The following is a 20,240-nucleotide window of genomic DNA, read 5'->3' as shown; positions in this document are numbered from 1 at the left end:
CCTCGCGCGGCGCTCGGAGTGGCCGGGTGGCGCCGGAAGGATGCGGAGCTCGGCTGGTCCGCCGAGCCGGGCTGGGGCGTCTTCGGTCACCGCTACTACCACCGCGGCGCCGTCTCCGACGGTCCCGGATGCACCCCGAGCCGATGGCGGCGCTTGCCCGTGTGCATCGGTGGCTGCTGCGCCTGGCCTCCGTCGTAGAGCTGCGGGCAGGCTTCATGCCTGGGCTCGTCGGCGGGACCTGATGACCCGGCTTGTCCTGCCGTCCGTCCTTAACCACTCGACTGGGTGATTCAGGGGATGGTCGAGGGAGAAGTGGGGTGGGTCGGCTGTCTGGGATGCGTGGGCCCGATCCGCACTGGACCTCGGAGTCGGTGCGGACCGCCGTGCGCGAGGCCGACGACATCGCGTACGGCGGGCGGCTGGTCCAGGCTCTGGAGGGCGGATGCGCCGACATCGCCCATGCGCCCGGCCCCGCGTCTTCACCTGGCCACGCCGTCCTCCTTCGGGCCCTCGTGCGGAAGGTCGCGCCCGCGCACCGTCCGGCGGCCGCCGGACGGGCGGTCGCAGAACGGCGCGGCGCTAGCTGCGGGACCCGGCGTAGCCGGCGTCGATGGGCTCCAGGGTGACGACGTCGTCCTCCCGTCCGGCGACGACGTCGCTCCAGTCGACGGTGGGCTCATCCGGCGCGGGCCCGGCCGCCTGCGCCTGCTGGGCCGGCAGGCCGCCCTCCCGGGTCTGCCGGGAGGGCGAGCCGTGCTGGAGAAGCAGCGGCTCGACCCGCAGAACATCGTGCGGTGGGACGACCGCGATCTCGCGCTGCACCGTGTGGGGGCTCCATTGGAGGGTTCCCGGCCAGGAGCAGGGACAGCAGCTGGGCACCGAGCCACTCGTCCGTCAGCTGCAGGGGCGCCCCTGCCCGGGCGCACGGTGAGTCGACGGAGTCGGCCAGGACGTCGGGCGGCTCCCGCCCGGAGGACCCGACCTGGGCGCCGGCGGACTCCTACGCGTCCGGCCGCTGAGCGTTACCGACCCGGTCTCTGCCCGCCAGGTTGGGCGGTACGCCCCACGCCGTTGGTGAGACGCGCCGATGCCCCCGCCCCACCCGAGCCCGGACTGAAAGCGGAGCAGGAGGGGTAAAGCTGCGCGCGGGTCGCGTCACACGGAACCTTGAGGGCGACACCGGACTTGGGGGCAGGCATCATGTTCTGTGCCGAACACTCTGAATGGGGACGAATACAGTCGTACCTGTCTGACCTGGGATGCGGCCGATCGTGGGACGACGTCTACCGGGTGAAGCCGTCACGGCTCACGTGCGAGGGCTGCGACTGGCCGATGAACGCCCGGGTCTCACCCCTTCAGGTGCCGCACTTTGCGCACCAGCCCGGGGCGCCGGACGACTGCCAGGCGGGGGCCAGTCGCCCGATCACCTGTACCTGAAGTGGTGCTTGCTGACGTCGGCGCAGGAGCTGGCGCGGACGCGGCCGACGAGGTGGAGGGCCCGGACGGCGCGTGGCGGGCGGACGTCCTGGCGAGCGATCCGGGCGGCCGGTGGCGCATCGCCCTGGAAGCACAGTTGTCCAGGATCACGCCCAACGACATCCAGGACCGCTCGGACCGGATACTCGGGGACGGGGTGCCCTCGGTGTGGTTCTGCTACCGGCGGGCGCCCTGGCTCGGCGTGGTGCCCTCAGTGCGCGTGGGCGAGGTCGCGAAAACGGCCGTCGTGGTGGAGGGCCTGGCCCGGTTCGACGAGGGACAGTGGGTCAAGGCCGACCGGATGACGCTGACCGAATTCCTCCGGCGAGTTTTCGGCCGTCAGATGACGGCCTACCGCCCGGAGCGTCGAACCGAGGACCTCGTCCTCGACGTGCTGTGGGTCGATGAGCTGTGCCTGCGCGTGGAGGCCGACTACCAAGAAACGGTGGAGTCGGCGCGAGCATGGGCGGAGGCAGAGCGCCGCTGCGAAGAGGAGGACCTCCGCCTCCTCGACTCCCGACAACGCCAAGAGGACTGCCTGCTGGAATCACGCCTACGAGGAGAAGGAAGCGCCGTCCGTCGTGGCGACTGACCGACGCGGAGGAACGCCGCTTGCGGCTCCAGCAAATCACCCGACGCATGGTCCGCCGCGTCCTCGCCGTCGTCGAGCGCAAGCACCGGGCCGCAGGCATGCCGCTGCCCCAACTCGGCGAGGCCGGTGAGGACACTGCGGGGTGGGCGATGGACGCGCTCCAGACGAGAGGGTTCCGCGCGGACCACGTCGGACGAACCCTCGGCGACGACCGGTACGCGGGCGGTGTCCCACTGATGGGCGCGGCGGCCCACCCGGTCGCGGTCATCGACCCCGATCCGTCCCGGGCCGGCTCCCGGGTCCTGGCCGCGTGCGTGCTCGTGTTCACCACCTGGGAGTTACGTTCCCGGTTCCTGGCGGAGGCCCCGCCGCCGCCATGGGACGTCGCGGACCACTACGTGACGCTCACCCCGGATTTCAACCCGCCGACCCCGATCGCGGTCACCGTGCCAGTGTCGGCCCCGTCGCACGTGTCGATTCCGCAGCAGCCGACCGACAGCACCCGCACGGCCGCCTCCTGTATTCGCCCGACTCCGCGCCTGCACGCCGTGTTCCCCGAGGGGCCCGAGGCGGTCGAGCCTTGCGAGGAGGCCACCCCCGCGTCGGCGTTCCTGATCGCCCGCTGCGAGCTATGCGGCGGCCGGTACGACGGCCCCTGGCGCAGAATCCCGGCCGGCCTTGCGGGGCGGTAGCCGGCCGGTCCCGCACCGCTACGTTAGTTAGCTCTTCTGGGGCCCTGCTTCCACGAACTCCGCGAGGATGACCTCGGTGACCGGGTCAGAGCGTAGGCCGCGGTACAGCGTCCCACCCCTGCTCGGACGGCAGCGGCGAAACGGGTACCCGGGGTGGTGATCGTTCTCCCGAGGAGACGCCTGTCCGACCGCCGGTTTGGACGCTTCGACTTTTGCTGAACCGCGGGTCCGGGGAAGGGCTAGACCCGTTAGCCCCAACAGGGCTAACCGCTGCTGAGCAGCGTTCTCCGGGCCTGTGATCAGGCCCCGGGACCGACTCCGACGGTGCGTCGGGCAGGCACGGACCCGGGCTCCGCAGGCGGAGCGGACCGCTGCTGGAGAGTCTCCTCAGCGGCCCGCTCAGCGGCGGTGCTGGAGGGTTGAGCGTGGACCGGTGGGTCAGCAGGGGCTGACGTACCAGACCCAGCGCCAGTCGGCCGACTCGTCCCAGCTGAGACCACCATCCGAGGTCCAGCGGGGGACCTGGTCCCGGGAGTAGAACGTCGCGTACAGGTCCGCACGCTGGTTGTTGATCCACGAGCCGGTCGTGTTCCACGTGATGCGGAACAGGTGGTTGCAGGTGAACATGTCGAACCGGTCACCGTTGAAGCTCTCGTACATGTAGGCACACACGTACGAGTAGCGGCAGCCGTTCACCGTGTCGCCCGGGACCGCCGCCGCGTCGAGGTCGCGGGCCTTCTGCTCGCCGGGCAGCGCGAGCAGCAGCTCGCCGCCGGGCAGGGCGATCTTGTTGGCGCCGATCTGGGTGCCGTTGGTGCTCGCCAGGTAGCCGTCGACCCGCTTCTGCAGGCTCCTGGCCTGGGCGGCGTTCAGGCCGGCGCTCTTGGCCTGCGCCGTGAAGTCCGCGCGCGCGCCGTCGGCGGCTCCGGCGGCGCCCGGTGCGGCCATGAGTACCAGGAGGGCCACGACGAGGGCGGCGAGGAGCTTGCCCAGCCCGTCGGACCGTAAGATTCCTTGCTTCGTCACTGCGTTGCCTCTCTGCTTCACACTTCGGCACGGTGCCGACTGCCACTGTGTGGGGAGGAGTCGGCCGGCGTCGATGGCACTGCGCGCAGACGCGTTGCGCACTGAGCGCAGACAGGCCGCGGGTGACCGGGAGTTGGCCGACACCCAGCTATCCCGGCAGCCCGCCGACCGCCAACCATGGGCGTGTACACATCACCGTGCAGCGGGGGGCCTCGTGGCGGGTGCACAGCCGCGTGCACAGACGGTCAGCGTCCACGCGCGGGACGGTTTCGAGTCGTGGGCGGGCATGGTCGGCGACCTCGTGATGCCGGTCTCCATCACCAGCCCGCACATCGAGCACTTCCGTGGCACGGCTACCACGCTCGACCTCACCCACACCGATCTGTCCGGGTTCGCCTCCTCACCGACGTCCGCCCGGCGCGGTGCGGGGCACATCCGGCGGGCGGACCCGGAGGACTACTTCCTCTTCCTCGTCCACGGCAGCGCGGTGGGCCTGGAGCAGAACCGCAGCAACGCCCTGCTCCGCGCGGGTGACATGACGCTCTTCGACTCCTCCCACCCCTTGAGCTGCGAGTTCCTCGACGAGGGCCGACTCTCCCGCGTCTCTTTGCTGCGGGTGCGCCGCAACGTCCTGCCGCTGCCCCAGGACCGCGCCGACCGGCTCCTCGGCACCCGGCTCGCCGCGGGGACCGCTTCGGGGACGCTGCTCGCCTCGTACCTGACCGGGCTGCGCACCCACGCCGAGCGCGCCGACCCCACCGAGTTGTCCCGCCTCGGCTCCGTCGGCCTCGATCTGTGCGCCGCCTACCTCGCGGTGCAGTCCGGCGGCCCCGGCGCGCTGCCCGCCGAGACCCGCCGCCAGGTCCTGCTGGCCCGGATCCGGGCCTTCATCGACCACAACCTGCCCGACCTGCGGCTCGGCCCGGACACCATCGCCGCCCACCACCACATCTCCGTCCGGCTGCTCCATTCGCTGTTCCGCCAGGAGCCGGAGACCGTCACCGCCACGATCCGCAGGCTCCGCCTCGAACGCGGCCGGGCCGACCTCGCCGACCCGCGGCTCGGCCACTCCAAGGTCGGCGAGATCGCGGCGCGCTGGGGCTTCCGCCACCCGGCGGACTTCAGCCGGGCCTTCCGCCGCGCGTACGGCATGCCGCCCAGCGACTACCGCCGCCTGGCGCTGCTGAGCGGTGCGGAACAGACCGAGGGCCCGGTATCGACACATCTCCGATGCCGGACCGTCGTACCGTCCGTACGACCATCAGCCTGACTCTTTCGGCCGACAGCAAGGGTGTGGTCATGCGGCCCGAAGCCCTCCGGGGAGCGACCTGCCGCGCGACCGTCAAGACCGTCGCCCAAGGGCGATCGGCGAGTGGTCGCACTCGGCGTTGCAGGAGAGTTGTCGGCGTACTGCTGCGCGTGCGGGCACGTCGGTGTTGTAATCGCGCAGGGCATAGCGAGCGGAAACGCGCAGTATGAGGGGAGGGCCTGGTGGACGCGTTACAGCCGGGCGATCCGCGGCAGGTGGGGCGCTACCGGATAACCGGGCGCCTGGGCGCCGGTGGGATGGGCCAGGTCTATCTGGGGCATTCGCCCAGTGGGCGGCTCGTGGCGGTGAAGGTGGTACGGCCCGAGCTCGCGCAGGATCGCGGATTCCGCCGCCGGTTCGCCCGCGAAGTGGCCGCCGCCCGCAAAGTCACCGGCTTCTTCACGGCCGCTTTGGTCGATGCCGACCCTGACAGCCCAAGCCCTTGGCTTGCCACGGCCTACGTTCCCGGAATGGCCCTGGACGAAGCCGTTGCTTCGCACGGCCCCTGGCCAGTGGAGTCGGTCCGCGTCCTCGGCGCGGGACTCGCGGAGGCACTGGAGGCCATTCACGCAGCCGGCTTGGTTCACCGGGACCTCAAGCCCTCGAACGTCCTGATCGCGCCGGACGGCCCTCGGGTGGTCGACTTCGGGATCTCCGTGGCCCTGGAGGCCACAGCGCTCACCCACACCGGCATGATCGTGGGCACCCCTGGTTTCATGGCCCCCGAACAGCTCACGGGCAAGCCCGTGACACCGGCCACCGACGTGTTCGCCCTCGGAGCCGTGCTGACTCATGCGGCCACCGGCATCGGGCCCTTCGGCACAGGCTCTGCGCAGATACTCAACTTCCGTATCGCGTACGAAGAACCAGATCTTGGCCGCTTGCCGTCGCATGGCCTGGAGATCATTGCCCGCTGCCTGGCCAAGGACCCCGAACTCCGCCCGTCCGTGGCCGCGCTCATCGAGGAACTGGCCGTGGTCAGGACCGAGAACGATCCACTGACCGAGGTAGCCGCTCCGGCCCGATACGCCATGTGGTTGCCAGCGCCCCTCGTCGAGGCGCTGCCCACCGCCACCGCCGTGCTCACCTCGGCGCCGTCGGTCGTCCCTCCCCAGCCAGCGCCCAAGCCAGCCGCCCGGCCGGCAAAACCAGTTGCATCGCCCCGGTCACACCGCCTCGCCACCGCCCCCTTCTGGGCGGCCATCGTGACGCTGGCGCTCGCCATGCTCCTGCCCCCTTACGTTTGGACGGGTTCTGTCCTGGCTGCCACGGATGACGCCGGAGCCTGGCTGCTCATCGCGCCTGCCATGTTCGGCATCGGCAGCTCTGTGACGGCGATCGCCGTCACGCGCCGTGACCTGGGGCTTGCCTGGCAGCACTGGGCCCGGGCCCTGCACATCGTCGCGGCCGTCATCAGTACCGCAGTGTGCTTCTTCGGCCTGTTCAACGGGATGTCCCAGGGGGGCCTCGGAGTCGTGGGATCCGGCGGATACATGTACGCCGCCGCGTGCACGATGCTGATCTACGGTGCGTTCCGGTTCCCTTCCCCGAAGTCTGAGCCGTAGCTCATCGCGCGGGCAGTGCACGCACAGCACCTTGCCGTGCGGGTCCGCCGACCACCATCCACGGACTGGGCGCCGCCGGCGCGTCCGCGTCACCGTCGGACGGCGCTGGCCCTCCCAGCCAGAGCGGCACAGGCCCCGGGCCTACGGCTCCTCGAGAAGCCGGTGTGCCGTTCGAGTGTGGGGAACGGTGCATGGGCGGCCTTCCAGGTCGCCGTACGGTCGAGTTGTCGGCGATGGTGGCGGGATGTGTCCGCGGAAATCCGGTCGACAGGCGGGGCCGGGACAGGGTGGGATGGTCTGGACCATATAGGGAGCCCGTCGTCGTGCGGGCCGGAGTCCGGAGCCGCGTGTGGGGATCGTCGACAGCAGGCCCGCCATCGATACCGCACTGGTGCGCAGGCTCGTAGACGCGCAGTTCCCGCAGTGGGCGGGGCTGCCGCTGGAGCGGGTCGAGCCGGCCGGGTCCGATCATGTGGTCCACCGCCTCGGGCGGGAGCTGGCGGTGCGGCTTCCGCGTCACCGGGATGCCGTCGGCCAGGCGGCCAAGGAGCTGCGCTGGCTGCCCCGGCTGGCCCCGCGGCTGCCGTTGGCGGTGCCGGTGCCGGTCGTGGTGGGCGGGCCCGGGTGCGGGTACCCGTGGCCGTGGGCGGTGTCGCGCTGGATCGAGGGGGAGACGGCGACGGCGGAGGTGCTCGGTGATTCGGTGGCGGCCGCCCGGGCCCTCGCGGGGTTCCTGACGGCGCTGTCGGCCTGCCCGACGGATGGCCGGGGCGAGGTGCGAGCGCCGCTGGCGGAGCGGGACGCCGCGACGCGGGCGGCCATCGCCGCGCTGGCCGGTGTCTTCGACGCCGGGGCCATGACCGCGCTGTGGGACGCCGCCCTCGCCGCTCCGGTGTGGGGGCGGGCAGCGGTGTGGTGCCACGGCGACCTGCACACCGGGAACCTGCTCACGGCCGGGGGCGAGCTGAGCGCGGTCATCGACTTCGGCGAGCTCGGTCTCGGCGATCCGGCGTGCGACCTGACGATCGCCTTCACCCTGATGTCGGCCCGCAGCCGGGCCGCCTTCCGCACGACGTTGGGGGTGGACCAGGACACCTGGGCGCGGGGGCGGGGCTGGGCGCTGGCGACGGGGCTGAACGCCCATGTCGCGTACGCCGCCACCAGTCCTCGTGTCGCCGCGCAGACCACCCGCCAGATCACCGCGGCACTCGCGGGCTGAGGGGTGGGCAGCCGTCTCCGGACGGGACGAGGATGCCGTCGGGGCCGACAGGACCGTACTGGATGGGCGCCGGGCCGTTGCGGGTTGCTGCTCGCACTCCGATCACCGGTCACGGAGCCGTTCGTGGGGGCGGCCGCCTCGGCCGTCCGGTGGTGCGGCCTCCGTCTCCGCCTTCTCCATGCGCCGGGGCCTGTGCGGGGCGCCGAGGTAGGCGAGAACGGCGAGGACGCGCCGGTGGCCGCTGTCCTCGGGTGGGAGGTCGAGCTTCATGAAGATGTTGCCGACGTGCTTGTGGACGGCCCGCTCCGTGACGACGAGGCGGTCGGCGATCTCGGAGTTGCCGTGACCCTGGGCCATCATCGCGAGTACCTCGCGTTCACGTTGGGTCAGGCGCGTCAGCGGGTCGGCGCCCGTCGCGAAGAGTTGGCGGACCGCTTCCGGGTCGAGCGCGGTGCCGCCGGCCGCGACCCGGTGGAGGGCGTCGAGGAAGTCGTCGACGCGGGCGACGCGGTCCTTGAGGAGGTAGCCGACGCCCGTGCCGTCGGCGATGAGCTCCCGGGCGTAGGTGTCCTCGACGTACTGGGAGAGCACGAGGACGGGGAGGCCGGGGAGGTGTTCCCTGGCGCGGAGTGCGGCTTTGATGCCCTCGTCGGTGAAGGTCGGGGGGAGCCGGACGTCGACCACGGCGACGTCCGGACGGTGGGCGAGCGCCGCCGTCACGAAGGAGTCGGCGTCCTCGGTGATGGCGAGCACCTCGTTCCCCAGGGCTTCCAGCATCGCCGAAAGCCCCTGTGCGAGAAGGGGGTTGTCCTCGGCGATCACGATGCGCACGGGCACTCCACGGTGATGACGGTGGGGCCGCCGGGCGGGCTCTGCACCCGCAGGAGCCCGTCGACCGCCTCGACACGGCGGCGCATGCCGCGCAGCCCGGTGCCGTGGCCCTCGGCCGCCCCGCCCCGGCCGTCGTCGGTGATCTCCGCGCGGAGCGTGTCGTCGGCCCGGGTGAGGGTGACGGACGCGGAGCGGGCGTGGCTGTGCTTGGCCGCGTTGGTGAGCGCCTCGGTGACGGCGAAGTACACGGCGACCTCGACCTGCGCCGGTACCGGGCCCGGCTCGTCGAGGTGCGCGGTGGCGGGCACCTGGCAGCGGGCGACGACGGCGGAGAGCGCGCCGGTCAGGCCCCGGTCGGCGAGGACCGGCGGGTAGACCGAGCGCAGCAGGTCGCGCAGTTCGGCCATCGCCTCCTCAGCGCCTTCCCGCGCCCGGGTCAGCAGGGGGCCCACGGCCGCGGGGTCGGATCCGAGGGTCCGTTCGGCGAGGCCGAGCTGCATGGCGAGGGACACCAGCCGGGCCTGGGTGCCGTCGTGCAGGTCGCGTTCGATGCGGCGCAGCTCGTCGCCGTGTGCCTTGAGCGCCCCGGTGCGGGTGCGGTCCAGGGCCGCCACGCGCTCGGCGAGTACCGCTGCGGGCGAGGGGGCGAGCAGTCGCCGGTTCGACGCCGCCGCCAGCCTGGCCGTCAGGGGCGGGCCGAACAGCGCGAGCAGCAGGCTGAGCAGGAGCTGGGGCACTCCGGCGTAGAGCGCGGATCCCCAGCTGTCGACCGGGACGTTCAGCAGGGGCCGGATCGGGTCGTCGGCGGGGAACAGCCACCAGAGGCAGATCAGGACGAGGACGGCCGCCGGGAACACGAACAGCGCCGCGCCGGTGAACCCGAGCAGGGTTCCGGCGACCGCCATGCAAGGCGCCCAGCGCAGGTCGCGGCCCGTCGCGGGGTCGGACAGCACTGCCATCAGAGTGTTTCGGGCGTGCGGTCCGGCCGGTGTGGTGGGGGTCGCCGCCCAGCGGCCCAGGCGGGTGCGTTCGGCGTCGGCGAGGCGGCGCAGCAGCCGCAGTTCGAACGGCAAGGCGAGCAGGCCCACGCCGATGAGGCAGAGCGCGGCCGAATACACCAGGACGGGTACCAGCAGGATGAGGGCCAGTCCTCGGGCGGCTACGGTCGCGCAGTACCTGGCGGCACGGGCGGAGCGCAGCGTGTGGGTACGTGCCGTTGCAAGGTCCATCACGCGGCCCAGTCTTCCTCCTTCGCCCTCCGGGCACAGTGGAGCCAGCTACACCATGTGCAGGGGAGCGTGCGCGATCGCCCTGGTCACGCTGTGCTTCGTAGCGTCGCCCTCATGAAACGAGCGAACTTACGAGAACGTCCGGGCCCCGGGCTCGGCCCCTTCCTGGTGGTCAGCTTCGTCGGGGCGTGGCTGACCATGGTCCCGCTGTGGGTCGGAGGCTGGCGTCGGACGAGCGCCGCGCAGGAGACGCCGCCGCTGGCGGCGTTGTGCATGATGCTGATGATGCTGGTACCGGCGCTGACCGCCTTCGGCCTCACCGCGCGCCGGAGGGGGGCGCGTGAGGCCGTGCGCGTCCTAGGACTCCTGCGGTCCACACCGTGGCGGCACGAACTGCGCTGCGTGGCGGCGGCGCTCACGGTCCCCCTCGGCCTCACCGCCGCCGGGCTGGCCGTCTCCACACTGGCCGGCTGGTACGAACCGGCGCACCTGCCCGGGCCCGGCGCGGTCGTGTCTCTGGTGCTGAGCGCGGTGGTGTCCGTACCGCTGTACTTCGGGGAGGAACTCGGCTGGCAGGGGTACATGCTGCCCCGGCTGGTGCAACGCGGCAGGATGCGCGGCCTGCTGCTCGGCGGGGCGATCTGGGGGGCGTGGCACGCACCCATGACCGCGCTCGGCGGAAGCTACCCCGGCCATGCGGTGCTGCTCGGGATACCGGTCGCGGTGGTGACCGCGATGCTGCTCGGAACAGTGATCGCGGCCGTCCGGCTCGCCACCGGCTCGGTGTGGGCGGCCGTGGCCGCGCACGTGTCACTCAACGAGTTCGCGCTGCCGCTGACCCGCCACGTCTCCGGAACGCTCGTCGACCCGCTGCTCGCCGGGCCGTTGAGCATCGCGACGTGGCCGGCGACCGCCCTCGCAGTGGCGGGTGTCTGGCTGGCGTACCGACGCCGCGGCGGCGGGGACGGCTGGGTGGACGGGTTCGGCGGGGAGGCCGGCTCCGGGGCGGCCGGGAGCATCTCGCCGTAGGGCGCAGCGGGAGGGGTGCACGCAGGTCCACCCCGGCCTGGTTGCAGGTGCAGTGGCCTGCCGGGCGCTGGGCGCCATCGTGGTGGGCGTACTGGTTCACCGCCCTGGACCCGCAGGTGATCGGACGGCTGCTGTCGCGCGGCGCGGCCCGCGCCACCCTCGCCGCCCTCACCCCGCGCGAACGCGACGTCCTGGAGCTGATGGCGGAGGGCCGCTCCAACGCCGCCATCGCGGGGGCCCTCCACTTCAGCGAGAGCGCCGTCGCCAAGCACACCCCGAGCATCTTCGCGAAACTCGGCATAGCCCCCTCGGCCGAGGACAACCGGCGCGTCCTCGCCGTCCTCGCCTGCCTGAGGCGCTGAACGCTTCGCCAGCGTCCAGGACGGTGCACGCCGGCGGACGCGCCCGGCCGTGTCTACCGGTTCCGTTCCCACCCTGCCCGCGTGAGCTCGTACTCGACCTCACCGTGTTCGGAGCCCTCGATGGCCTCCGGCCAGTCTCCGGTGAAATGCCGGAGGAACGACAGACCGGACTTCTCCATCACACGCCGGGAAGCGGTGTTGACGGCCATCGTGTTCGCAGTGACCCGCTCGACGCCCAGCTCGGCGAACCCCTTGCCGATCAGGGCCCGCGCCCCCTCGGTGGCGTAGCCGCGCCCCCACGCCGCCCGGTTCAGCCGGTAGCCGAGTTCGACCACGGCAGGGCTGTCTCCTTCCAGCGGCCGGAACTCGAACCAGCCCAGGAAGGTGCCGGTGGCTTCCTCGTACGCGGCCCAGTACCCCTGTGTGTTCCAGCAGTCATATAGGTCCATGAGCCGCGGCAGGATGCGGGTACGGATCGTCTCGGGGCTGGTGGGGCGGCCGCCGTTGATGAACCGCATGACTTCGGGGTCGCTGTCCAGGGCGCACAGGTGATCGGCGTCGGCGACCTCGAACGCACGCAGAACGAGCCGGTCGGTCTTCAGAAAGTAGGTCATGCCGCCATGTTCACCACCAGCTACCCCGAACGGCCACCCTATTTCGGCGTCGCCCATTCAGGGCGCAAAGCACCGGTGCTCGCTCGGTCCACAGCTCCCGCGGCTGATCCCATCCGCCGTGTCGGCGCCGCACCGGCCCCGGCGCGGCGCAAATCCCGCCACAGGCGTCCATCGGCGCTCCTGGAAGTAGCCATGCTCCCTACATCCTCGTCGGCCAGAGGAGCTTGGGGTTCAAGGGCGGGCTGGCCTTGCCTCGTATTGATGAGTCCGGCAGACGATGGGGTTCACGCGCACAACGGAGCGGTGTGCGTGTCCGATGGGGTGAACGGATCCCTGGGAGCTGTGTCTGGCGGAGGACGGCGCCGACGCAGCGGCGGTGTCGGCCCTGCTGCACTTCTCCACGCCCCGGGACGCCGCCACCATCGCCGCGTTCCTGCGCACCCGCGTTCACCGGCCTCCACGCCATCCCGTACGACACCGAGACCGAGGTCGGGGTCACCAAGGCGTTCCCGCTGGGGCGGTGGGTGCACCAGCAGCTCAAGACCCTGCGCACCGGGGAGCTCGAGGTGAGGCGCAAGGAACTGCTGGACGCCCCCAGAGGCCGGCATGGTCTGGGAGCCGGGCGAAGAGGCGTGGGAGGCAAAGCTCGCGCCAACCTCCGCCGCAAAGGCACCAAGAAAGGCCTCGGGAAGAACAAGGACACCGCCACGACCCGGGCCGCGCAGCTCGCCGCGATCGACAGGACTGGAACTGCCCCTGGCCGCTGGACTGGCAGCGCCACCAGCGCGTCCTGGCGGACCTGGTCGACGCCGACGGCCAGCTGCCCGACATCGCCCCCGGCGTGCTGTGGGACGGCGACGACATCGGACGCTGGCTCCAGCAGCAGAAGCAGCCGGCTACCTGGGCGCGGCTGCTGCCCGAGCAGCAGGAGCGGCTGACCGCGCTGGGAGTGCAGCCCGGCCAGGCGCCGTCTCCCGCTCCTGCGGCCAGTCGCGGGGGAAGGGGCCGAGCAAGGCGCAGCAGGCGTTCCAGCGGGGACTTGCGGCGCTCACGCAGTGGGTCGAGCGGGAGGGCGCCCACCGGCCGGTACCACGCGCCCACAGCGAGGAGATCGCGGTCGAGGGCGAGGCGGCACCGGTGATCGTGAAGCTCGGCGTGCGGATTTCCAACCCCAAGAGCCGGCGCAACAAGCTGACCGCCGACCAGCTCGCCACCCTTGCGCAGCTGGGGGTGGACCGGGCGTGACAGGGTGCCCGGCTGGTCGTTGAGCGGGTAGGTCAGCGAAGTGGAGGCCCCGGGACGTCGTGACCCCCGGGGCCCTCGTCTCGCCCAGCCATGAGACCCACTGACACTCTCACCCCGCTGAGCGGCGCACGAGGGCGCAGCAGTAGGTCCTCCTACTGGCTGTTCCTCACCGTGATCGCCGCCATCGCCTACGGCGGCGATCCGTACTTCGGCCGGCCTACCCCGACGGGCAGGCCCAGTGTGCCCGTGGCGCGGTGGCGGGGCGACAAGAGGTCCACGCAGAGCGGGGCCCGGCCGGTCGGATAGCCACCCCGGCCGGGCCCCGCCGCGGACGCCCAGGCCCCGGACACCACCCGGCCGACGGCACGTTCACCGCGGGTAGGCCGAGGTCCGACCGGGTGACCTGCGTCCCGACGCGCGGCACGCCCCGCCGGGGCCGGACGGCGCACAGGGTGAGGATGCCCGAATCCCTTCGACACCTTCGTGATGAGATTCCTTGGTGGAACGCAAGCAGCTCAAGGAGCGGACCCAGGTCACCTTCGTTCTGCCCGAGGACACCCCCGAAGGGCCGGTCGGTGTGGTCGGGGACTTCAACCACTGGAACCCCGCCGCCCACCCCCTTCAAGCCCAAGGTGACGGCACCCGCTCCGCCACCGGACGGACGCCGTGGACTGGGCCGAGTCGGTACTCGCCATGGCGAGGAACACGTCCCGGGACACCATCAGCTACCACGGGGCCGACGTCTCCGTCTCGCTGTGGCTTCGGCCGCCGCCCACCTCACGCCTTCCGCAGGCACCCCTCAAACTGGTCTCAAGAACGGCGGCTCCGGGGAGTACCCGTTCTCGTCTGTACGGTCGGACTGGGCTTTCGCTTGGTCGGCTTGCTGTTCGGCGGCGCGTTGCTCGGCCACGGTGGGGTGGGCCGCGATTGTCCGGGGTGCTTCCCCTTGCTTGACCAAGATCTCGAACATGGTCTCGCGAGCTTGGATCGTGCCGAGGTCCTGTAGTTCAGCGGCGGCTCCGGCGAGGTGGCCGGCTGCGCTGAGGAGGTCGGCTCTGGCGATGCGGGGGTCGGTCCACGGGTCCGGGTGGGCCTCGACCACGGCTATCGCCTCCTCGACACGGCCGAGTCCGGCGAGGGCGACGGCCCGCCACGAGTGCCGGAACTCCTCGTGGGCATGGTGGGGCACGGTGAGGGGATGGTCCAGGAGGTGGAGCAGCTCCTCGGGTCGGTCGAGAAGGGGGTAGACGAGCGGTGCCAGCAGGTTGGAGCAGTCGTACCAGCTGAAGCCGGGTTCGGCCACCGCGATCGCATCGTCGAGCCTGCCGTCCTCCAGCAGCATGGCCGCGGAGCAGGTGGACACCTCCACCGGGGAGATCACCGCGCCGAAGGTGGCGACGCTGGCGGCGATGTGGGAGCGATCGAGGCGGTCGTGCCGCGGGGCGAGCTCGCCGCGGCGGTGGCGGCGATGGTCGAGCTGGCGCCGCCCTTGGACTCGGACGCGGACGAGGCCAGGCGGCGGATGCTGGTCTCCCGGTTCTCCACGGTGCGGCCGTTCCTCAAGCTGCTGCTGGAGGTTGTCGACTTCGACGCGACCGCGGAGGGGGCGCAGGTGCTGCGGGCCTTCCTGTCGCTGCCGGAACTGATGGGCCGCAAGAAGGTGGTGGAGGCCGAGATCGACACTGCCCTGCTGTCAGGGTCGTGGAAGCGGCTGGTGCTCGCGGCGCCGCATCTGGAACTGGGCGAGGTGGACTGGAAGGCGTACAGCTTCTTCGTGCTGGAGCAGGTGCACCGGCTGCTGCGGCGCAAGGAGGTCTTCGCCGTGAACTCCTCGAAGTGGAGCGACCCGCGGGCGAGCTGCTGGCCGGAGCGGCGTGGGGGCAGGCCCGGTCCACCGTGCTGGCCTCGCTCGGCCTGCCGGCCGACGCGGCCGAGCACCTGGCGGCGCGTGCCGCGCTGCTGGACGGCACCTACCGGGATGTCGCCGGGAGGCTCCCGGCGAACGCGCAGATCACCGCCGACAGCGACGGGCGGCTGCACTTCGCGGCGCTGGAGCCGGAGGCCGAACCCGCGTCGCCGGCGGCGCTTCGGGCGGCGGTGAACGCGATGCTGCCCCGGGTGGACCTGCCGGGGGTGCTGCTGGAGGTGTTCTCCTGGACCGGCGCGGACCAGGCGTTCACCTCGGTGACTGGCGAGGCCCGCCTCAAGGACCTGCCGGTGACGATCGCAGCGCTGCTGGTCGCACACGGCTGCAACGTCGGCTTCACCCCGGTGGTCGGCGGCGCGGACGCGCTCAAGTACGGGCGGCTGTCCCACGTCGACCAGACCTACCTGCGGATGGAGACCTACCGGCAGGCCAACCATGCGCTCATCTCGGCACGGCGGCTCTCCCAGCCTCGCCTCGGCTGCGTAGGAGCTGCCCGGCGGGCTGCACCTCGCGCCGGCGGAGCTGGCTCCGCTGGTTCATCGAGAAAGTGCCTTCCTGCGGGACGCCTTCGAGAGCTGGGCCCGGGCCCAGGGTTTCAACCTGCTCTACGATGGGCCGTTACGGATGGACTGCGCAGATGCTCGGCGACCTGGCCCGGGAGGCTACAGCGACCGCGTGGTGCTGAGCGTCGAAGTGCCGATGCAGACCTCCGTGGAACAGAACGCCCTCCGCTGGCAGAAGGGCCGGATCGACTTCGACCAGGGCCAGGATGGGTACGGCGGGTGTATGGCCCCCGAGACGCTCATCCGCGCCCTGCACCCGGATGAGTCCGGGCACTCCCTGTCCCGGACCAACGCGCACCGGCTGCATGCCGAGGGCGCCATCACCACTCTGATCGAGCTCGACCGAGGGCCGTGGGCCACGCAGCCGGCTCGGGGAGCTCAGGCCCCTGTGCTGGATCACCGAAGCCGTGTGGCCGACATGCAGGTGGGCACGGCCACCCGGCGGCCTTCCAGTGCGGCGGCACGACCCAAGTCCGCCACCGTCCGCAAACGCCCCGCTTCCCAGCCACCGGCAGCGCCTCCCGGGCAGGCCGGCAAGCCCTGGGTGGGCTCCACCCGCCGACCGGGGCGAAGCCTGTAACCCGGATCCCTCAGGAGTCCCACGGTCCACGCATGGAAGGAATTCTTCATGGTCTTGATGCCTACGAGCTCGCTGGCCGCACTGTGGGCGATCCGGCACGGGCAGAGCACCGCCAACCTCGCCTTCGCGGAGGCCGAGCGGAGCGGAGCCACCGCGCTACCCGTAGCCGGGCGCGATCGTGACGTACCCCTGTCCGAGCACGGCCGCACTCAGGCTCTCGCCCTGGGGCCCTGGCTCAGCACCCTCCCCCAGATCCCCGCCCTGATCGTCTGCTCGCCCTACACCCGCGCCCGGCAGACCTGGCAGGCGATGGCCGACCACGCCGCCGCAGTAGGCCACGCCGTGCCGGCTGTTCTGGTCGACGAGCGGCTACGGGACCGGGAGATGGGCGTCTTCGAGCTCCACCCGCCGGCCGCTCTCCGGGCCCGCGCGCCCGAGGAGGCGGAGCGGCGTGCACTGCTGGGCGAGTGGTTCTACCGCCCGCCGGGCGGCGAGGCGCTCGCTGACGTAGCCCTGCGCGTAAGGGACTTCACCGCCGAACTCGACCGGGCGGCCCCCGGGCAACGCGTACTCGTCGTCGCGCACGACGCAGTCATCCTGACCCTGCGCTTCGTCCTCGCCGGCCTGGGTGCCCCCTCCCCCGAGCACCTGCCGCCCGTACCGAACGCCTCGGTCTCCTCCTGGCACCGCGAGGGCCAGCACCTGGTCCTCCGGCACTGGGGCGACACCGCCCACCTCGACCAGACCTCACGGGACCTCCCGTGACCGACCAGCAGCCCGAGCCGATCCTCTCCCAGATCAGCCCCCTCCCCGGCGGCCCCGCCGCCGGGGAGGCCTACGAACTCGCCCTGGGCGACATCCAGCTCACCGTCGCGTCCGTCTCGGGGGCCCTCCCCCACGCGGATGAGACCACCGCCGCCCGCCTGACCGCTCTGCGCCGCAGACTCAACCGGCTCCAGCTAGTGCTGTGACCGCATAGGTTCACCGGGTTGCTCGTTGTGCTGGTTGGAAGCGATGTCGCTTCCAACCAGCAGGGGAGGCGGGATGGCACCACCGGTCAGGGTCCGGAGGCTGGCGGAGCAGGAGGGGCAGAAGCTCCAGCAGATCGTTCGGCGGGGCAGCACGAGCTCGGTGCGGTTTCGGCGGGCGATGATGCTGCTGGCCTCGGCCGGCGGCAGCACGGTCCCGATGATCGCGCGGCTGGTCCAGGCGGACGAGGACACCGTCCGAGACGTGATCCACCGCTTCAACGAGATCGGGCTCGCATGCCTGAACCCTCAGTGGGCGGGAGGCCGTCCCCGCCTGCTGAGCAGTGACGACGAGGACTTCGTCATCCAGACGGCCACCACCCGCCCCACCGTGCTGGGCAAACCCTTCACCCGCTGGTCGGTCCGCAAACTGGTCGATCACCTGCGCAGGAACATAGCCCGGCCCGTCCGGATCGGCCGGGAGGCCCTGCGGTGCTTACCGGCCCGCCGCGGGATCACCTTCCAGCGGACGAAAACCTGGAAGGAATCCCCGGACCCGGCCTTCGACGCCAAACTGGAGCGGATCGAGTACGCGCTCAACGAGCGGCCGGACCGCACGTTCGCCTTCGACGAGTTCGGGCCGCTGGGCATCCGCCCCACCGCCGGCTCCTGCTGGGCCGAACAGAGCCACCCCGACAGGCTGCCGGCCACCTACCGACGCACCCACGGCATCACCTACTTCCACGGCTGCTACTCGGTCGGCGACGACAAACTGTGGGGTGTCAACCGGCGCCGCAAGGGCACCGACCACACCTGGTCCGCCCTGCGGTCCATCCGCACCGCCCGTCCGGACGGCGCCCCGATCCACGTGATCCTCGACAACCTCTCCGCCCACCTGAACTGGAAGATCCGCAGGTGGGCGACGAAGAACAAGGTCGAGCTGTGCTTCACACCCACCTACGCGTCCTGGGCCAACCCCATCGAGGCCCACTTCGGGCCGCTGCGGCAGTTCACCCTCGCCAACTCCCACCACCCCAACCACACCGTCCAGACCCGGGCCGTGCACGCCTACCTGCGCTGGCGCAACCAGAACGCCCGCCACCCCGACGTCCTGGCCGCCCAACGACGCGAACGCGCACGCATCCGCAGCGAACGAGGCATCCGCTGGGGCGGCAGACCGCTACCAGCCGCGGCCTGACGTCATCGCCCTGCCCACAGGAACTGCTCGTCCGGTTCCTCACGCCGCTCCAGTACACCCGCGGCGACCAGCTGAAGAAGCACCTCATGAAGCGCGTCACCCAACGGGTTGTCCGTCCAGAACACCCACTTGACCTGCGTGAACGTCACAGACTCGCCGAAGATCCCCAACGAGCGGCCCACCATGAAGGCCGCACCATCCCAATCAGTCCAGCCAGACAGGCCCCCAGAAAGATCCACGAACCGATCGTGCCAGCAGCCGATCGAACCCGGTGAACCTTTCCGGTCACAGCACTAGCTCAGGTGGTGATCAGTTCGGCGATCTCATGGGCGAGCTCCGGCCCGAGCGAGCCCCAGCCATCCTTGTAGCCGTACACACTCCCCAGGGTGCGGGCGTCGTAGTCGCCGTTCAGGATGTCTATGTCGGTGGGGGTGATGAGCGACGGGTGGGGGACACCGACGGCGCCCGAGACCCTCAGCAACTCCCTGCGCAGGGTGCGCAGGTACATCGCTGCCCGGATGCCCTTCGAGGGCGCGTCGATGCCGCGCGCCAGCCACGGGTTCTGGGTGGCGATGCCGGTGGGGCACTTGTCGGTGTGGCACTTCTGGGCCTGGATGCAGCCGATGGACAGCATCGCCTCACGGCCCACGTTGATCATGTCGACGCCGAGGGCGAACGCGACGACGGCGTTCTCGGGCAGGCCGAGCTTGCCGGAGCCGATGAAGGTGATGTCGTCGGTCAGGCCCCGCTCGGCGAACACGCCGTAGACGCGGGAGAAGCCCACGCGGAACGGCAGGGACACCGAGTCGGCGAAGATCAGGGGAGCCGCCCCAGTGCCGCCCTCGCCACCATCGACGGTCACGAAGTCCACCCCTCGCTCACCCCGCTCCATCAGCGTGGCGAGTTCCTCCCAGAAGTCCATCTCCCCGATGGCGCTCTTGATCCCGACCGGCAATCCGGTCTCCGTGGCCAACAGTTCCACGAAGTCGAGCATCGAGTCCACGTCGTGGAACGCGGTGTGCCGCGACGGCGAAGCGCAGTCCTTGCCCGCAGGAATGCCGCGGATCCCGGCAATCTCGTCGGTCACCTTCGCGCCCGGCAGCATGCCCCCGAGCCCCGGCTTCGCACCCTGCGAGAGCTTGATCTCGATCGCCTTGACGGGCGCGCCCGCGACCATGGACTTGAGCCTGTCGAGGTTGAACGTCCCATCCTCGTTGCGGCAGCCGAAGTACGACGTACCGATCTGGAGGACAAGGTCCCCGCCGTTGAGGTGGTACGGCGACAGGCCGCCCTCGCCAGTGTTCTGCATCGTCCCGGCCAGCGCCGCGCCCTTGTTGAGCGCCGTGACGGCCGCGCCGGACAGCGAGCCGAAGCTCATCGCCGAGATGTTGATGACGCTCGCCGGGCGGAACGCCTTCGCGCGGCCGCGCGGTCCGCCGAGCACCTTGGCCGAGGGCAACGCCGCTTGCGGGTCGCTCAAATCGGGCAGCGCACCGGCGAACGTACGCTGCTTCACGTATGCATGACCCTGCACGTGCTCGACGTCGTTGTCGGTGCCGAACCCGAAGTAGTTGTTCTCCCCCTTCGCCGACGCGTAGATCCAGCTGCGCTGGTCACGGCTGAAGGGACGCTCCTCGTCGTTGGACGTCACGATGTACTGCCGGAGCTCGGGGCCGATCGCCTCCAGCACATACCTGGCGTGTCCCACCAGGGGGAAGTTCCTCAGCAGCGCGTGCTTCTTCTGCACGAGGTCGCGGGCGGCCACCAGCGCCAACCCCGTGGCGGCTGCCGCACCTATGCTCCGAGCACGCATCA

General features: G+C 71.3%; 18 protein-coding genes and 3 pseudogenes. 13 read left to right on the top strand and 8 right to left on the bottom strand.

The genetic code is table 11. The features are described from left to right. Positions 1-579: 579 nt before the first annotated feature. Entirely contained in the window at positions 580-822 is a 243-nt protein-coding gene (locus ACIRBY_RS16440; RefSeq protein ID WP_403901076.1) for a hypothetical protein, read from the bottom strand. Between the two features lie 619 nt (positions 823-1,441). Between ACIRBY_RS16440 and ACIRBY_RS16435 the strand changes: the two genes are divergently transcribed. Both ACIRBY_RS16435 and ACIRBY_RS16430 read left to right on the top strand, forming a co-directional pair. Continuing rightward, the gene (locus ACIRBY_RS16435; protein WP_403901075.1) at positions 1,442-2,068 is read left to right on the top strand and encodes a hypothetical protein; all 627 of its coding nucleotides are present in this window, start codon (positions 1,442-1,444) and stop codon (positions 2,066-2,068) included. 20 nt (positions 2,069-2,088) lie between these two features. Further along, entirely contained in the window at positions 2,089-2,760 is a 672-nt protein-coding gene (locus ACIRBY_RS16430) for a hypothetical protein (protein WP_403901074.1), read from the top strand. Between the two features lie 438 nt (positions 2,761-3,198). On the opposite strand, the gene ACIRBY_RS16425 is transcribed toward ACIRBY_RS16430, so the two are convergent. Continuing rightward, positions 3,199-3,708, bottom strand: a complete 510-nt coding sequence (locus ACIRBY_RS16425) for a hypothetical protein (RefSeq protein ID WP_403901073.1) — start codon at positions 3,706-3,708, stop codon at positions 3,199-3,201. Between the two features lie 292 nt (positions 3,709-4,000). Between ACIRBY_RS16425 and ACIRBY_RS16420 the strand changes: the two genes are divergently transcribed. From ACIRBY_RS16420 to ACIRBY_RS16410, 3 genes are all read left to right on the top strand, one after another. Further along, positions 4,001-5,056: a helix-turn-helix domain-containing protein gene (locus ACIRBY_RS16420; protein ID WP_403901072.1), complete on the top strand. Its 1,056-nt coding sequence runs from the start codon at positions 4,001-4,003 to the stop codon at positions 5,054-5,056. Between the two features lie 221 nt (positions 5,057-5,277). Next, complete coding sequence (locus ACIRBY_RS16415) at positions 5,278-6,660, top strand: serine/threonine-protein kinase (protein WP_403901071.1); 1,383 nt, start codon at positions 5,278-5,280, stop codon at positions 6,658-6,660. Positions 6,661-7,009: 349 nt separating this feature from the next. Next, positions 7,010-7,879 (top strand): aminoglycoside phosphotransferase family protein, encoded by an 870-nt coding sequence (locus tag ACIRBY_RS16410; RefSeq protein ID WP_403901070.1) that lies wholly within the window; start codon positions 7,010-7,012, stop codon positions 7,877-7,879. Positions 7,880-7,981: 102 nt separating this feature from the next. On the opposite strand, the gene ACIRBY_RS16405 is transcribed toward ACIRBY_RS16410, so the two are convergent. Then, positions 7,982-8,710, bottom strand: a complete 729-nt coding sequence (locus tag ACIRBY_RS16405) for a LuxR C-terminal-related transcriptional regulator (RefSeq protein WP_403901069.1) — start codon at positions 8,708-8,710, stop codon at positions 7,982-7,984. After that, the gene (locus ACIRBY_RS16400) at positions 8,698-9,939 is read right to left on the bottom strand and encodes a histidine kinase (protein ID WP_403901153.1); all 1,242 of its coding nucleotides are present in this window, start codon (positions 9,937-9,939) and stop codon (positions 8,698-8,700) included. The genes ACIRBY_RS16405 and ACIRBY_RS16400 overlap by 13 nt, the downstream gene beginning before the upstream one ends. Before the next feature lie 114 nt (positions 9,940-10,053). Between ACIRBY_RS16400 and ACIRBY_RS16395 the strand changes: the two genes are divergently transcribed. Together ACIRBY_RS16395 and ACIRBY_RS16390 are read left to right on the top strand one after the other, a co-directional pair. Continuing rightward, positions 10,054-10,968 carry a CPBP family intramembrane glutamic endopeptidase gene (locus ACIRBY_RS16395; protein ID WP_403901068.1) on the top strand — a complete coding sequence of 305 codons (915 nt, stop codon included), beginning with the start codon at positions 10,054-10,056 and terminating at the stop codon, positions 10,966-10,968. 98 nt (positions 10,969-11,066) lie between these two features. Further along, positions 11,067-11,330 (top strand): annotated as a pseudogene (locus ACIRBY_RS16390) (response regulator transcription factor); the annotation flags it as partial. 53 nt (positions 11,331-11,383) lie between these two features. On the opposite strand, the gene ACIRBY_RS16385 reads toward ACIRBY_RS16390, so the two are convergent. Beyond that, positions 11,384-11,944, bottom strand: coding sequence for a GNAT family N-acetyltransferase (locus tag ACIRBY_RS16385; RefSeq protein WP_403901067.1), 561 nt, complete (start codon positions 11,942-11,944; stop codon positions 11,384-11,386). 352 nt (positions 11,945-12,296) lie between these two features. Here ACIRBY_RS16385 and ACIRBY_RS16380 point away from each other — a divergent pair. Next, a pseudogene (locus tag ACIRBY_RS16380) lies at positions 12,297-13,189 on the top strand (helicase associated domain-containing protein); the annotation flags it as partial. Positions 13,190-13,279: 90 nt separating this feature from the next. After that, positions 13,280-13,495, top strand: a complete 216-nt coding sequence (locus tag ACIRBY_RS16375) for a hypothetical protein (protein ID WP_403901066.1) — start codon at positions 13,280-13,282, stop codon at positions 13,493-13,495. A 493-nt stretch (positions 13,496-13,988) separates the two neighbouring features. Here ACIRBY_RS16375 and ACIRBY_RS16370 read toward each other — a convergent pair whose 3' ends face one another. Beyond that, positions 13,989-14,570: a hypothetical protein gene (locus ACIRBY_RS16370; protein ID WP_403901065.1), complete on the bottom strand. Its 582-nt coding sequence runs from the start codon at positions 14,568-14,570 to the stop codon at positions 13,989-13,991. Here ACIRBY_RS16370 and ACIRBY_RS16365 point away from each other — a divergent pair. The 4 genes and pseudogenes from ACIRBY_RS16365 to ACIRBY_RS16350 all read left to right on the top strand — a co-directional run. Further along, positions 14,536-15,562: pseudogene (locus ACIRBY_RS16365) on the top strand (Tn3 family transposase); the annotation flags it as partial. The gene ACIRBY_RS16370 and the pseudogene ACIRBY_RS16365 sit on opposite strands and share 35 nt — an antisense overlap. Positions 15,563-16,316: 754 nt before the next feature. After that, positions 16,317-17,024, top strand: coding sequence for a histidine phosphatase family protein (locus ACIRBY_RS16360; RefSeq protein ID WP_403901152.1), 708 nt, complete (start codon positions 16,317-16,319; stop codon positions 17,022-17,024). Beyond that, positions 17,021-17,230, top strand: coding sequence for a hypothetical protein (locus ACIRBY_RS16355; protein ID WP_403901064.1), 210 nt, complete (start codon positions 17,021-17,023; stop codon positions 17,228-17,230). Before ACIRBY_RS16360 ends, ACIRBY_RS16355 begins: the two co-directional genes overlap by 4 nt. A gap of 73 nt (positions 17,231-17,303) precedes the next feature. Next, the gene (locus ACIRBY_RS16350) at positions 17,304-18,425 is read left to right on the top strand and encodes an IS630 family transposase (RefSeq protein WP_403901063.1); all 1,122 of its coding nucleotides are present in this window, start codon (positions 17,304-17,306) and stop codon (positions 18,423-18,425) included. 2 nt (positions 18,426-18,427) lie between these two features. Here ACIRBY_RS16350 and ACIRBY_RS16345 read toward each other — a convergent pair whose 3' ends face one another. Further along, entirely contained in the window at positions 18,428-18,664 is a 237-nt protein-coding gene (locus tag ACIRBY_RS16345; protein WP_403901062.1) for a hypothetical protein, read from the bottom strand. A 59-nt stretch (positions 18,665-18,723) separates the two neighbouring features. Further along, positions 18,724-20,238 carry a glutamate synthase-related protein gene (locus ACIRBY_RS16340; RefSeq protein ID WP_403901061.1) on the bottom strand — a complete coding sequence of 505 codons (1,515 nt, stop codon included), beginning with the start codon at positions 20,236-20,238 and terminating at the stop codon, positions 18,724-18,726. Between the last annotated feature and the right edge of the window lie 2 nt (positions 20,239-20,240).

Origin of the sequence: Streptomyces sp. NPDC096136 (assembly GCF_044763325.1) — a bacterium.
Taxonomy (GTDB): Bacteria; Actinomycetota; Actinomycetes; order Streptomycetales; family Streptomycetaceae; genus Streptomyces.
Note: the sequence above shows the minus strand (reverse complement) of the source record. Positions and strands in the feature narration are given on the sequence as shown.